Here is a 14,317-nt window from a genome sequence, read left to right as displayed (position 1 = left end):
TCGCACTATGCCCGTTTCCGCTCCGCTCGACCGAACCGCTATCCGCCTCGCCTATCGCCAGGACGAGGAAGCCTGCGTGGCCGAACGGCTGCGACAGGCCGCCCCTGCCGGCGCCGTCCATCCGCAGGCCGCGTCGATCGCCGGGAAGCTGATTTCCGGTGCGCGCGAACGCAAGGCGAGCGGGATCGATGCCTTCCTCCAGCAGTTCGGCCTCGCGACCGAGGAAGGCATCGCGCTGATGTGCCTGGCCGAGGCGCTGCTGCGCGTGCCCGACAGCCGCACCGCCGATGCCCTGATCCGCGACAAGATCGGCGACATCGACTGGTCCGAACACCTGGGCGAAAGCAGTTCCACTTTCGTCAACGCCGCGACCTTCTCGCTGATGCTCACCGGCGAAGTGCTCGAGCGCCCCGAAGAGCACCAGCGCGGCATGGGCCGCACGTTGCGCAACGCGATGAACCGCCTCGGCGAACCGGTGATCCGCCGGGCGACGCTGCAGGCCATGCGGATCCTGGGCGGGCAGTTCGTTTTCGGCCGGACGATCGAGGAGGCGCTGAAGCGCGCCGCCCCCGAACGCGCGCGCGGCCTGACGCACAGCTTCGACATGCTGGGCGAAGCGGCGATGACGTTCCCCGATGCCGAACGCTATCGCCAGGCCTACGAGCACGCGATCGAGCGGCTCGCGCGCGAAGTCGACGGCGGGATCGCCCGCTCGCCCGGCATATCGGTCAAGCTTTCCGCGCTCTATCCGCGCTACGACCATTTCCACGCGGCCGCCGCGACCAAGGCGCTCGTCCCCGTGCTCAAGGGGCTCGCGATCAAGGCGCGCGACGCCAACATGCATTTCACCATCGACGCCGAAGAGGCCGAGCGGCTGGAGCTGTCGCTCGACATCATCGAGGCGCTGGTGGCCGACGACGAGATCTTCGCCCGGCCCGGCGGGCAGCCGTGGGAAGGCTTCGGCCTCGCCATCCAGGCCTACCAGAAGCGCGGCGTGCCGCTGTGCGACTGGATCGCCAAGCTGGCACGGCGCCACGGCCGCCGGCTGATGGTGCGCCTGGTCAAGGGCGCGTACTGGGATACCGAGATCAAGATCAGCCACGTCGGCGGTTACAAGGATTTCCCCGTCTTCACCCGCAAGGTCGGGACCGACGTGTCCTACCTCGCCTGCGCGGCGCGCCTGCTGGAGGCGCGCGACGCGATCTACCCCGCCTTCGCCACGCACAACGCCTATACGATCGGCGCGGTCAAGGCGCTGGCGGAGCAGGGCGAGCCGGCCGATCGGCAGGGGCCGTCCTACGAGTTCCAGCGGCTGCACGGCATGGGCGAGGAAGTCTATGCCGAGCTGGGCGAACTGGAAGGCAACCGCAAGACGCCGGTGCGGATCTACGCCCCGGTGGGCACGCACAAGGACCTGCTGGCCTATCTCGTGCGGCGCCTGCTCGAGAACGGCGCCAATTCCAGCTTCGTCAACCGCATGGCCGATGCCGAAGTGCCGGTGGCGGCGCTGACCGGCGACCCGGTGGCCGAGCTGGCGGCGATGGAGCCGCGGCGCAACCCGCAGATCCCGCTGCCGGCCGACATCTTCCCGGGCCGCCGCAACAGCGCGGGGATCGACCTGGCCGATCCGCTGGTGGTCGAACCCCTGCTCGAACGCCTGCACGTGCTCGACGCCCGCCGCTGGCATGCCGAGCCGACGCTGCGTTCGCCCGAACAGGGGGAAGTCGCGCCGATCACCCAGCCGCAGGATCTCACCCACGAGGTCGGCACGCGGCGCGATGCCCTGCCCGAGGAGATCGACGTCGCGATCACCCGGGCGATCGCGATCCAGCCCGGCTGGGATTCGCTCGGCGGGGAAAAGCGCGCGCTCCTGCTCGAAGCCGCGGCCGACATGTTCGAGGCCCATACCGACGAGATCCTCAGCCTGTGCCAGCGCGAAGCGGGCAAGACGCTGATGGACGCGGTTCTCGAACTGCGCGAGGCGGTCGATTTCCTGCGCTATTACGCCAACGAGGCGCGGCGCCTGTTCACCGCCCCCCTGCCCCTGCCCGGCCCGACGGGCGAGGAGAACCGGCTGAGCCTGCACGGCCGCGGCGTCTTCGCGACGATCAGCCCGTGGAACTTCCCGCTGGCGATCTTCATCGGCCCGGCTGCGGCGGCGCTCGCGGCGGGCAATACCGTCGTCGCCAAGCCGGCGGAGCAGACCCCGCTGATCGCCGCGCTGGCGGTGAAGTTGTGCCACGAAGCGGGCATTCCCGAAGACGTGTTCCAGCTCCTGCCCGGGGCCGGCGAGGTGGGACAGCTGATCACCTCCGACCCGCGGATCGCGGGGGTCGCCTTCACCGGATCGACCCAGACGGCCCAGGCGATCAACCGCAGCCTCGCCGCGCGCGAGGGGCCGATCGCGACGCTGATCGCCGAGACCGGCGGCCAGAACGCGATGATCGTGGACAGCTCCGCCCTGCCCGAACAGGTCACCCGCGATGTCGTCAACAGCGCGTTCCAGAGCGCGGGCCAGCGGTGCAGCGCGCTGCGCGTGCTCTACCTGCAGGACGACGTGGCCGACGAGATGCTGGAAATGATCAAGGGCGCGTTCGAGGCGCTGGTGATCGGCGATCCGGAGGACCTGGCGACGGACGTCGGCCCGGTGATCGACCCCGACGCCAAGGCCGCGCTCGAACGGCACGTCGCGCGGCGCAAGAAGCACGGGCGCAAGGTCTGGCGGCGCAAGCTGCCGCGCGGGGCGGCCCAGGGCTGCTTCGTCGCGCCGACGATCATCGAGATGGATTCGATCCTCGACCTGCGGCGCGAGAACTTCGGCCCGATCCTGCACGTCGTGCGCTACAAGGCAAGCGAGCTGGAACGGGTGATCGAGGACATCAATGCCACCGGCTACGGCCTCACGCTTGGCCTCCACAGCCGGATCGAGGCGACCCGCCGCTTCGTCGAGGCGCGCGCCCGGGTCGGCAATTTCTACGTCAACCGCAACCAGATCGGGGCGGTCGTGGAAAGCCAGCCGTTCGGCGGCGAGGGCCTGTCGGGTACCGGCCCCAAGGCCGGCGGCCCGCACTACGTCGCGCGCTTCGCGACCGAGCGGGTCGTGTGCATCGACACGACGGCGGCGGGCGGCAACGCCACGCTGCTGGCGAGCTGACCGGGGCTTTCCTCCGCGCCGCGATTTGCTAGTCAGGCGGGCAATGGGCCGCTTTCTCGCAATGCTTCTCGCGCTCGTCGCGCTGGCCTGCTCGGCCGGCGCGGCGGCCGAGGTGCGGATGAGCTTCCACAGCTTCAACGGCTCGGTCCTGTTCGGCCGCTATCCCCATGCCTTCATCGTGCTCGAAGGGACGCTGGAGGAAACCGGCGCCCCGGTGCAGGAAAACTACGGCTTCACGGCGAAGACGATCTCCACCCGCATCCTGAGCGGCCCGGTCGAACACGCGATCATGACCGAGGAGGAGAAATACCTGCGCAAGACCAACCGCCATTTCACCGTCACCCTCACCGACGCGCAGTACTGGCGCGTGCGCGCCGAAGTGGCGAAATGGCGCGATGCGCCGGGCAAGTACTACGACCTCGACCGGCGCAACTGCATCCATTTCGTCGGCGCGATGGCCCGGATCGCCGGGCTGAAGGTCGAATACCCCAAGGACATGCTGCGCCGCCCGAAGAAGTGGCTGAACCATGTGACCCGGCTCAACCCGCAGCTGGGTGCGCGCCCGATCGACTGACGCGCGGGGCGGCCGGCGGAAGGGGATAACGCCGGCGCGCGGCTTGCCCTGTCCGCGAGGCTGGGGAATGACCGGGCCATGGCGATTCTTTCCGACCGGTGGATCCGCACCCAGGCGCAGGAGAAAGGCATGATCGAGCCTTTCGTCGAGGCGCAGCGGCGCGAGGGATGCATTTCCTACGGCCTTTCCAGCTACGGCTACGACGCGCGCGTGGCGGACGAGTTCAAGATCTTCACCAATGTCGACAGCGCGGTGGTCGATCCGAAGGACTTCGCCGCCAATTCCTTCGTCGACCGCAAGACCGACGTCTGCGTGATCCCGCCCAATTCTTTCGCCCTGGCGCGCACGGTCGAATATTTCCGCGTACCGGAAGACGTGCTGGTGATCTGCCTGGGCAAGAGCACTTATGCGCGCTGCGGGATCATCGTGAACGTCACCCCGCTCGAGCCGGGGTGGGAAGGGCACGTCACGCTCGAATTCTCGAATACGACCCCGCTGCCGGCCCGGATCTACGCCAACGAGGGGGCATGCCAGTTCCTGTTCCTGCAGGGCAACGAGCGGTGCGAGACGAGCTATCGCGACCGCGCGGGCAAGTACATGGGGCAGCGCGGGGTAACCCTGCCCCGGCTGTGACCGCGCGCCGGTTGTAAGGCGGCGCGCGCTGTTCCATTCTCCCGCCCGCAAGGGAGAATCGCTTTGATGGCAAACCGTGAATTCGACATCGTGGTCTATGGCGCGACCGGCTATACCGGGCGCCTGGTGGCCGAGCATTTCGTGCGCGAATACGGCGACCGGCAGGATGGGCCGAAGTGGGCAATGGCCGGCCGCAGCCTGACCAAGCTGCAGGACGTGCGCGACGCGATCGGCGCGCCGGCGGAAACGCCGCTGGTCGTGGCCGACGCCGACGACACCGCCGCGCTGGAGGCCATGTGCCGCCGCACACGCGTGGTCCTGACGACTGTCGGCCCGTACCAGCTCTACGGCGAGGCGCTGGTCGCGGCCTGCGTCGCGACCGGTACCGACTATGCCGACTTGTGCGGGGAACCGGGCTGGATGCGCGAGCAGATCGACCGGCACCACGCGGCGGCGAAGGAAAGCGGGGCGCGCATCTGCTTTTCGAGCGGTTTCGATTCGATCCCCTTCGACCTGGGCGTGCTGATGCTGCAGAAAGAGGCGCAGCGGCGCTTCGGCGCGCCCGCCCCGCGCGTGCGCGGCCGGGTCCGCTCGATGCAGGGCACGTTCTCCGGCGGGACCGCCGCCAGCCTGGGCGCGACGATGAAGGCCGTGGCGAAGAACCCGAAGCTGATCCCGATCCTGCAGAGCCCCTTCGGCCTGACCCCGGGTTTCGAGGGGCCCGAACAGCCCGGCGGCATGGTCCCGCGTTACGAGGAAGACCTGGGCAAGTGGGCGGCGCCGTTCATCATGGCCACGATCAACATCAAGAACGTCCACCGGACCAATTTCCTCGGCGGTTTCCCCTATGGCGAGGATTTCCGTTACGACGAGATGATGCTGACCAGCCCCGGCGAAGCGGGCAAGGCGGCGGCCGACGCGGTAACCGAGATGCTCAAGAACCCCTTCGGCGCCAAGCCGCCCAAGCCCGGCGAGGGGCCGAGCAAGGCCGAGCGCGAGGCGGGTTCCTACGACCTGCTGTTCGTCGGCGAGATGCCGGGCGGCGAGCGCCTGCATTACGCGGTGAAGGGCCGTTACGATCCCGGCTACGGATCGACCAGCCGGATGCTGGGCGAAACCGGCATGGCCCTGCTGTCGTGCGAGGCGCCCGGCGGTGTCGGCACGCCGGGGCACTTCCTGGGCGAGGCCCTGGTCGCGCGGCTGGAGGAACGCGCCGAGCTGCGCTTCGCCCCCGAAGAGGGGTGAGGCGCCCCCCGGTCGGCCGCCCGCCCCGCTGCGGGAACGGGCGGCCGGGGAGGAAAATCAGAAGCTCGTGCGCAGGCCGATCTTGAAGTTGCGCCCGGCGAGCGGGACGAAATCCTTGGTGAAGCTCGCATGGCGGCGCCCCTCGGCGTCGAACAGGTTGTTCGCCTGGAGCAGGACGGTCACGTTGTCGTTGCCGCGCAGCGGCTTCCACGCGATCGAGGCGTTGACGAAAGTGAACGCATCGGTCGCGCTTTCGAACGGCGCGACGCGGTCCTGCCCGTCGAACCACTGCACTTCCACCCGCGCATCGACCGGCCCGGTCTGCGCCTCGAGCGCGCCGAGCAGGCGCAGCGGGGGAATGCGCGGCAGCGGGGTGCCGTCGTCCAGCTCCGCGCGGACGTAGTCGCCGCGCAGGTCCGCCATCAGGGTGAAGCCGTCGGCCTGGTAGAGCGGATAGGTGACCTGGCCTTCGACCCCGAAATAGCGGGCATCGCCCTGCAGGTACTGGAACACCGGCAGTTCGTCTTCCTCCTCCCCGGTTTCGGCGAGGTAGATGTAGTCGTCGAACCAGTTGCGATAGACCGCGAGGCTGACCGTCCCGTCGCCCAGCGCGCCGCGGACGAAGGCTTCCAGCCCCCAGGCGCCCTCGACCTCCAGGTCGCGGTCGCCGATCTCGTAGGCCTGCGTCGCGATATGGGGGCCGTCGGACAGCAGCTCTTCCGCGCTCGGCGCGCGTTCGGCGCGGCTGCCGGTCACGCCGAAGCGCAGCCCGCCGGCCGTCTCGTAGATCAGGCCCAGCGCGCCCGAGAAAGTGTCGAACGACCGGTCGAAACCGGCGACCTGCGATTCGACGTCGGTCGCCTCGTAACGTGCGGCGAGCTCGACCTGGAACGGGTCGAAATCGATTTCCTGCAGGGTGAACACGGCCACCTGGTCGGTGTGGTTCTTCGGCACGTAGGCTTCCGCGCCATAGGCGTCGAAATCGCGGTAATAGTACTGGATGCCGGTCGAACCGCCCCAGTTGCCGCGGCGGTTCTGCTCCAGCTCGGCGCGCGCCTCGATCCCCTTGACCTCGAACACGGTGCCGACTTCGTCGCCCTCGAACTCGGTGTGGGTATAGTCGCTGAAGCCGACCCGGGTGTTGAGCGCGGCGAGGAACCCGTCGCCCAGTGCCAGGCGGCCGCGCAAGTCGGCGCGGTACTGGCGCAGGGCGATCGTCACGTCCTCGTGGCCGTGCTCCTCCTCGCCCTCGTGATCCTCGTGATCGTCGTGGTCGTCGTCGTGTTCATGATCGTGGTCGTCGTCGTGGTCTTCCTCGCCGTGGTGATGGCTCGTGCCGGGGCGCAGCGGGACGCCATAAGTGGTGTCGTAGATCCCGAACGAGGCGCCCAGGTTGCTGTCGCCTTCGAAGAACGCGAAGCCGGCGTTGGCGCTCCAGGTCTCGGTCGCGCTGCCGGGCAGCGTGCCGCGGTGATTGGCCGCCTCGCGCAGTTCCTCGGCCTCTTCCAGGTGGCCTTCTTCCTCTTCCTCCGCCGCGTCGGCGAGGAGATCCGCGCGCAGTTCCGGCACGACGACATAGCCCGGGATCTCCAGGTCGCCGGTCTTGCGATAGGCGCCGTCGACGTGGACCACGAAGCGCTCGCCCAGCGGCACGTCGAGCGAGGCCCCGCCCTCGCGCAGGTCGGAAGCGGTATCGACCCCGGCCAGCGCGTCGAGATGGAACGGCTCGTTCAGCCGGCGCAGCGGGATGCGCTTGTCGATCACGTTGACCGCGCCGCCGATCGCCTGGCTGCCGTAGAGCAGGACCGCGGGGCCGCGCAGAACCTCGATCCGCTCGGCCGTCAGCGGGTCGATCGCGGTCGCGTGGTCGGCAGAGGTGTTCGAGGCGTCGATCGCGCCGATCCCGTCGATCAGGACCTTGACCCGCTCGCCCGAGAAGCCGCGCAGGACGGGGCGCGAGGCGCCGGGCGCGAAACCGGTTGCCGAAACGCCCGGAACCTTGATCAGGACTTCGCCGATCTGCCCGTCGAGGTTGCGCTGCAGTTCCGCGCCCTCGACCACCGTGGTCCCGGCCAGCACGTCGAGCTGTTCGAGCCCGGTCGCGGTGACCACGATCTCGCCCGTCGGGGCGATCCGGCGATCGTGAAAATCGTCGGTTTCCGGAGCGGCAGGGGCCGCGCCCGGGTCCGAAGAGCGATCCTGGGCCCGGGCATCCTGGGCGTGGGCGGGTGCCGCCACTGCACAAAGGGCAAGGGCGACGGGAAGGGCGAGCGAGCGATTCGCTATAGCATGACGATACAACATATCGACGGCCTAATAGCGATTCGCCGGGCCATGTCCAGCCGCGCGATCCGCTGGCCGAGAGGCTTCGACCAGGCCTCCCGCGAGGCAAGACGAACGCCTTGTCACGACATTGTCATGGACAGTATCGAGCGATCCCAACTTGCCTATTCTGTTCGTTGTTCCTGCGACAACTTCGGCCGATATCAAGTATCTTCAATATAATGCCCCAACGCGTTTTGACTTTTGGTTCCCGGCGCCCACCACGGCCAGCTTGAACAGTCGCCTGTTGCGATTATGCAACGCGCCGTGATCCTTTTGGCACCCTGCGTCGCCCGGTCGGTGGTGGCCACCCCTTTGCTTTGCTAGCGGGCCCCCGGCGACCGGCCCGTGGACAATCGGGCCGCCCGGCTACTCGTGCATTTCTTTTCACGACCGCGCCGCTGGCCGATGCATCCCCCCGCATCGGTTCGCCCCGAGACCGACCAAAGAACAACGACGCAGGAAAGAACCATGCTCACATTCCGCAGCAGCGGCAGCCTCGGCGCACTCGCCGCAGCCCTCGCCGCCAGCCCCGCCATCGCCCAGGACGCGGCGCCCGCCGACGCCCAGCAGGGCGGCCTGAAGGAAATCATCGTCACCGCGACCAAGAACAGCGAGAGCATGCAGGACGTGCCGATCGCGCTCCAGGCGATGGACAGCGAAGGGCTGGAACAGCTCAGCATCGACACGTTCGACGATTACCTGGAACAGCTGCCCAACGTGACCGCGGGCGGCAGCGGGCCGTCGCAGAGCACCATCTATATCCGCGGCCTCGCCTCGACCACGCCCAACCTCACCACCGCGGGCGTCGCCGGGCTCGCGCCCAACGTCGCGCTCTATCTCGACGAGCAGCCGCTGGCCCAGCCGGGCCGCAACCTCGACGTCTATGCCGCCGACCTCGAGCGGATCGAGGTGCTCGCCGGGCCGCAGGGCACGCTGTTCGGCGCCAGCTCGCAGGCCGGCGTCGTCCGCCTGATCACCAACAAGCCCGATCTCACCGGCTTCTACGGCTCGGGCAAGGCCGGGGTCTCGTTCACCAAGGGCGGCGAAACGAGCTACAACGCCGAAGTCATGCTCAACGTCCCGGTCACCGACCGGCTGGCGCTGCGCGGGGTGGCCTACCTCGACGACCAGGGCGGCTATATCGACAATGTCCACGGCACGCGCTCGATGCGCGAAAGCGCGCGCTATCGCCCGGCGGGCACGGTGCGCGACAACGGCGTCGTGGTCAGCGACAAGCGCGCCGGCTTCCAGTCCGACCCCGCCTCGCTCGCCTATATCGACAGCGAAGTGACCTTCCAGGAAGCCGACAACGCGCGGCTGGTGGAAGACAACTTCAACGACACGCAATACGCCGGCTTCCGCGTCAGCGCGCTCTACGAGTTCTCGCCCGACTGGCGCCTGACGGTCGCGCACAGCCGGCAGAGCCTCGAATCCGACGGCGTGTTCTTCGCCGATCCGGAGCTGGACCTCGACGAGCTCGATATCCAGCGCTTCTCCGACGACCGGCTGGAAGACGATTTCTCGAACACGAGCTGGACGCTGGAAGGCCGCCTGGCCGCGCTCGACGTCGTCTATACCGGTGCCTATACCGACCGCGAGACGCAGCAGGCAGTCGGCTATTCCGACTATCTCTTCGTCGGCCAGTACATCCCCTATTACATGTGCGACACGGCGGTTTCCTATCCCGGCAGCGTCGCCCAGGCGCCGGCCGACCCGACCTGTTACGCGCCGAACCTCTCGGTCACCTCGGATACCGACACGAGCGTGTTCACGCAGGAACTGCGGATCAACACGCCGCAGCAGGAACGCATCCGCGCGACGGTCGGCGGGTTCTATTCGAACCTCGTGCTGAAGGAACGCAACGACTACTACTACGCGTCGGAGCTGGTGCGCGGTTCGGACGGGGAAACGCGCGGCTTCTCGCCCATCTACCCGTTCACCAATACCGAGGTGACGGGCATCGTCGGCAACGCCGCGCCCGGGTACTACAGCGATCCGGGCCCCCTGCCCGAGAACGTCGGTTTCCGTAACGACGTGAAGCGGACCGACAAGCAGTTCGGCCTGTTCGGCGAAGTCTCGTTCGACATCGTGCCCGACCTGCTGACGGTGACCGGCGGCGCGCGCTATTACGATATCGAGGTCGATATCGAGGGCGCGGCGACCTCCGCCTTCTGCAAGCTCAACGCGCCGATCTTCGGCGCCAATGCCGGCGTCCCGGTCGAGGACCAGGTCAACATCCCCGGCTGCGGCGGCACGAACCTGTCGGACAAGTACGGGCCCGACAACCCCTACGGCAATCCCGACAAGGCGAAGACCGACGGGACGATCTTCAAGGGCACCGTCACGCTGACTCCGACGCGCGACCTGCTGTTCTACGCCACCTATTCGGAAGGTTTCCGGCCCGGCCTGCTCAACCGCCCGGGCGGCGCGCAGGGCCCCGGCGACTACGTCGTGCCCTTCGCGCTCGATACCGACGAAGTGCAGAACTACGAGATCGGCTGGAAGACCGAGCTGTTCGACCGCCAGCTGCGGCTGAACGGCAGCGCCTTCTTCGTCGACGTGAGCCGCCTGCAGACGACGATCTTCGACCCGTCGATCACCAACCTGTTCTTCTCCGACAACGCGGCGAACGCGGAAATCAAGGGGATCGAGGGCGACTTCGTCTACCAGCCCTACGGCGTGCCGGGCCTGACCGTGGCCGGGGCCTTCTCTGTCCTCGACACCGAGATCACCGAGGTCCTGACCCCGACGGAAGACGTCGTGGAAGGCGGGCCGCTGGCCTATGCGCCCGAGTTCCAGGGCAACCTGCGGGTGCGCTACGAATGGGCCCTGTCGGACGAGCTCGACGCCTACGTCATGCCGCAGGTGATCCATTCCTCCTCGAAGTACACCGACATCATCGAGATCAACAAGCTCAAGCTCGATGGCTACACCACCTTCAGCCTCTCGGCCGGGGTGGAGAAGGACCGCTGGTCGTTCGAGGTCTTCGGCGAGAACCTGACCGACGAACGGGCCCAGGTCGCCGGCAGCTTCAACTTCGACCGCGCGCGGGTGACGGTGAACCGTCCGCTGACCGTCGGCCTGCGCGTCTCGGTCGACTACTGACGCGCCGGCCGGACGGCGGCCCCGGGGGCAGGCGGCAGCGCTTGTCCCCGGGGCCCGCCTTCTGGCAGGGAGCCGGGATGACCGGGGCCGGAAACGATCGCGCGGCGCAGCTGGAACAGGCGCAGGACGCCTTGCGCGCCGGCCGTCATGCGCAGGCCGTCGCGCTGGCCGAAGGCCTGCTGGCGGCCGACGCCGACGATACCGACGCGCTCTACGTCGCGGCGGTCGGCGCCCGCTACCGGAAGGACTACGCGCAGGCGGAAGATTTCCTCCGCCGGCTTCACGCCGCCTCGCCCGAATATGGCCGCGCCTGGCAGGAAAGCGGCCACCTCGCACGCGCGCGCGGCGATGCGGCGGCGGCGCTCGACGCCTATGTCCGCGCCACACGCCACAATCCCGCGCTCGCGGCGAGCTGGCGCGCCCAGGGCGAGATCCTGGCCGCGCAGGGCCAGCCGGCCGCGGCCCGGGCGGCCCTGGCCCAGGCGCAGCGGATCGCCGACCTCCCGCGCGAGCTGGTCGCCGTTACCAACCACCTCCACGAAGGGCGCCTGGCGCGGGCAGAGGAAATCTGCCGCCACTACCTGCGGCGCCACCCGCGCGACGTCGAGGGGATGCGGCTCCTGGCCGAGATCGGCAAGCGGCTGGGCATTCTCGACGACGCGGAGTTCCTGCTCGAAAGCGCACTCGCCTTCGCGCCCGACAACGTGCAGGTACGGCTCGACTACATCGACGCACTGCGCCGCCGCCAGCGCTTCGCCAGGGCGCGCGAGCAGGCCGAGGCGCTTTATCGCAGCGATCCCGGCAATGTCCTGTTCCAGTCGCACCTCGCGATCGAATCGATGCAGACCGGCGATTACGATCGCGCCTTCGAGCTGTTCGATGCCGTCCTGGCGAAAGTGCCCGGCGATCCGGCGACGCTGACGAGCAAGGGGCACGCGCTGAAGACGATGGGCCGGCAGGACGACGCGATCGACGCCTATCGCGCCGCCTTCGCCGCCCGCCCGGACCACGGCGATGCCTATTACGCCCTCGCCAACCTCAAGACCTATCGCTTCACCGGGGGCGAGATCGCCGCCATGCACGCCGCGCTCGCGCGGCCCGGGCTCGCCTTCATGGACCGGGTCCACATCTGCTTCGCGCTCGGCAAGGCGCACGAGGACCGCGGCGAATATGCCGACAGCTTCCGTTTCTACGAACAGGGCAACACGCTCAAGCGCCGCCAGATGCGCTACGATGCCGACCGGATGACGGCCGAGCTGCGCGCCCAGGCCGAACATTGCACCCCCGCCCTCTTCGAACGGCACCGCGGCGCCGGGCACGATGCGCGCGACCCGATCTTCATCCTCGGCCTGCCGCGCGCGGGATCGACCCTGCTCGAACAGATCCTGGCCAGCCACAGCCAGGTGGACGGGACGCTGGAACTGCCCGACATCCTGGCCCTGGCCCACCGGCTGCGCGGGCGCCAGCCGGGCGCGTCCCGCTACCCGCAGGTCCTCCACGAGCTGACGGCCGAACAGCTCGCGCAGATGGGCCGCGACTATATCGTCAACACCCGGATTCACCGGCAGGGCGCGCCGTTCTTCATCGACAAGATGCCCAACAATTTCCGCCACATCGGACTGATCCACCTGATCCTGCCCAATGCGAAGATCATCGACGCCCGCCGCGCGCCGATGGATTGCTGCTTCTCGGGCTTTCGCCAGCTTTTCGCCGAAGGGCAGGAGTTCACTTACGGCCTTCGCGAGATCGGCCGCTACTACGCCGATTACGTCGCGCTGATGGACCACTGGGACAGCGTCCTGCCGGGCAAGGTCCTGCGCGTGCAGCACGAGGACGTGCTCGACGACCTGGAGGGGCAGGTCCGCCGGATGCTCGATTTCCTCGGCCTGCCGTTCGAGCCGGCCTGTCTCGATTTCCACAAGACGCGGCGCGCGGTACGCACGGCCAGTTCGGAACAGGTGCGCCGGCCGATCAACCGGGCCGGCCAGGGCACGTGGGTCCCGTTCGATCCCTGGCTCGGCGAATTGCGCGACGCCCTCGGGCCGCTGGCGGCCCCCGCGCGCGAGGCCGGCTAGGCGAAGCCGCGTTCAAGAAAGCGCAGCGCGCAGCCGGCCAGCATCGCGGTGCCGTGGGGCAGAGCGCTTTCATCGACCGTCATGCGCGGGCTGTGGATGCCGCAGCACTGGCGCCAGTCCTCGCCCTCGTGCGCGACGCCGAGGAAGAACATCGCGCCGGGGACTTTCTCGATCACGTAGGCGAAATCCTCCGCCCCCATGATCGGCGCGGGCAGTTCGCGCCAGGCGCCGTCGCCGAACGCCTCGGTCGCGACCGCGCGCTCGTCGCACACGGTGACCGGGAAGCCTTCGGTGATCGTCACGTCGGCGGCGACCCCGTGGGCGGCGGCCACGCCGCTGGCGACGCCCTCCATCGCCGCGTGGACCGCGGCGCGGTTCTTCGCCGAGAGCGTGCGGATCGTGCCGCGCAGGCGCGCGCTGTCGGGGATGATGTTGTGCGCGGTTCCGGCATCGAGCCGCGTCACGGTGACGACGACCGCGTCGGCGGCGTCGAAGCGGCGCGTTACCATCGCCTGCAAGGCGGTGACGATCGCGCAGGCGGCAGGCACCGGGTCGCGCGTCTCGTGCGGCAGGGAGGCATGGCCGCCCTGGCCCTTCACCACGATATCGAACTGGTCGGCCGCCGCCATCAGCGGCCCGGCCCGCCCGGCGAAGACGCCGTGCGGCGCATTGGGCATGACGTGCAGCGCGAAGGCGGCATCGGGCAGCGGGCCGAACCGGTCGCCGCCCAGCAACCCGTCTTCGAGCATGAAGCGCGCGCCGTGGAACCCCTCCTCCCCCGGTTGGAACATGAACAGGATCTCGCCCGCGAAGTCCCCGCGCCGGGCGGCGAGGAGTTCGGCCGCGCCGGCCAGCATCGCGGTGTGCGTGTCGTGGCCGCAGGCGTGCATCCGCCCCGGGATGGTCGAGGCGAAGTCCAGGCCGGTTTCTTCGGCCATCGGCAGGGCGTCCATGTCCCTGCGCAGGAGGACGCGCCGCCCCGCCCGCTCGCCGCGCATCACCGCGACCTGGCCGGTGGTCGAGCTGCCTTCGCGCCAATCGAGCGGCAGGTGCGCCAGCGCCTCGCGCACCTTGGCCATCGTCAGCGGGGTGTGCAGGCCCAGTTCCGGCTCCGCATGGATCGCACGGCGCAGGGCAACGATGCGATCGGAGAGCGAACGGGCGGAATCGAGCAGGTCGGGGTGCAGCATGGCGCCAGGATAGGCG

8 protein-coding genes are annotated in these 14,317 nt (G+C 68.9%); 6 read left to right on the top strand and 2 right to left on the bottom strand.

Annotated features, from left to right (window positions below; translation table 11 throughout):
- Positions 1–7 precede the first annotated feature (7 nt).
- The 4 genes from putA (at position 8) to GRI72_RS08935 (ending at position 5,606) form a co-directional block, all read left to right on the top strand.
- Positions 8–3,154, top strand: coding sequence for a bifunctional proline dehydrogenase/L-glutamate gamma-semialdehyde dehydrogenase PutA (putA, locus tag GRI72_RS08950; RefSeq protein ID WP_160733551.1), 3,147 nt, complete (start codon positions 8–10; stop codon positions 3,152–3,154).
- Positions 3,155–3,215: 61 nt separating this feature from the next.
- Positions 3,216–3,728, top strand: coding sequence for a hypothetical protein (locus GRI72_RS08945; RefSeq protein WP_237486956.1), 513 nt, complete (start codon positions 3,216–3,218; stop codon positions 3,726–3,728).
- A 78-nt stretch (positions 3,729–3,806) separates the two neighbouring features.
- On the top strand, positions 3,807–4,361 hold the full coding sequence (dcd, locus tag GRI72_RS08940) for a dCTP deaminase (protein ID WP_160733549.1): 555 nt from the start codon (positions 3,807–3,809) through the stop codon (positions 4,359–4,361).
- Positions 4,362–4,427: 66 nt separating this feature from the next.
- Positions 4,428–5,606 (top strand): saccharopine dehydrogenase family protein, encoded by a 1,179-nt coding sequence (locus GRI72_RS08935; protein ID WP_160733548.1) that lies wholly within the window; start codon positions 4,428–4,430, stop codon positions 5,604–5,606.
- 57 nt (positions 5,607–5,663) lie between these two features.
- Here GRI72_RS08935 and GRI72_RS08930 read toward each other — a convergent pair whose 3' ends face one another.
- Positions 5,664–7,844, bottom strand: a complete 2,181-nt coding sequence (locus tag GRI72_RS08930; protein WP_337191164.1) for a TonB-dependent receptor — start codon at positions 7,842–7,844, stop codon at positions 5,664–5,666.
- 555 nt (positions 7,845–8,399) lie between these two features.
- Between GRI72_RS08930 and GRI72_RS08925 the strand changes: the two genes are divergently transcribed.
- The gene (locus tag GRI72_RS08925; RefSeq protein WP_160733546.1) at positions 8,400–11,036 is read left to right on the top strand and encodes a TonB-dependent receptor; all 2,637 of its coding nucleotides are present in this window, start codon (positions 8,400–8,402) and stop codon (positions 11,034–11,036) included.
- Positions 11,037–11,113: 77 nt separating this feature from the next.
- Positions 11,114–13,111: a tetratricopeptide repeat-containing sulfotransferase family protein gene (locus GRI72_RS08920; RefSeq protein WP_160733545.1), complete on the top strand. Its 1,998-nt coding sequence runs from the start codon at positions 11,114–11,116 to the stop codon at positions 13,109–13,111.
- On the opposite strand, the gene GRI72_RS08915 is transcribed toward GRI72_RS08920, so the two are convergent.
- Positions 13,108–14,301: a M20 metallopeptidase family protein gene (locus GRI72_RS08915; protein ID WP_160733544.1), complete on the bottom strand. Its 1,194-nt coding sequence runs from the start codon at positions 14,299–14,301 to the stop codon at positions 13,108–13,110. The genes GRI72_RS08920 and GRI72_RS08915 overlap by 4 nt on opposite strands.
- Between the last annotated feature and the right edge of the window lie 16 nt (positions 14,302–14,317).

This window comes from Pelagerythrobacter marinus (assembly GCF_009827515.1).
Taxonomy (GTDB): Bacteria; Pseudomonadota; Alphaproteobacteria; order Sphingomonadales; family Sphingomonadaceae; genus Pelagerythrobacter; species Pelagerythrobacter marinus.
This window is presented reverse-complemented; position numbering and strand designations above follow the sequence as displayed.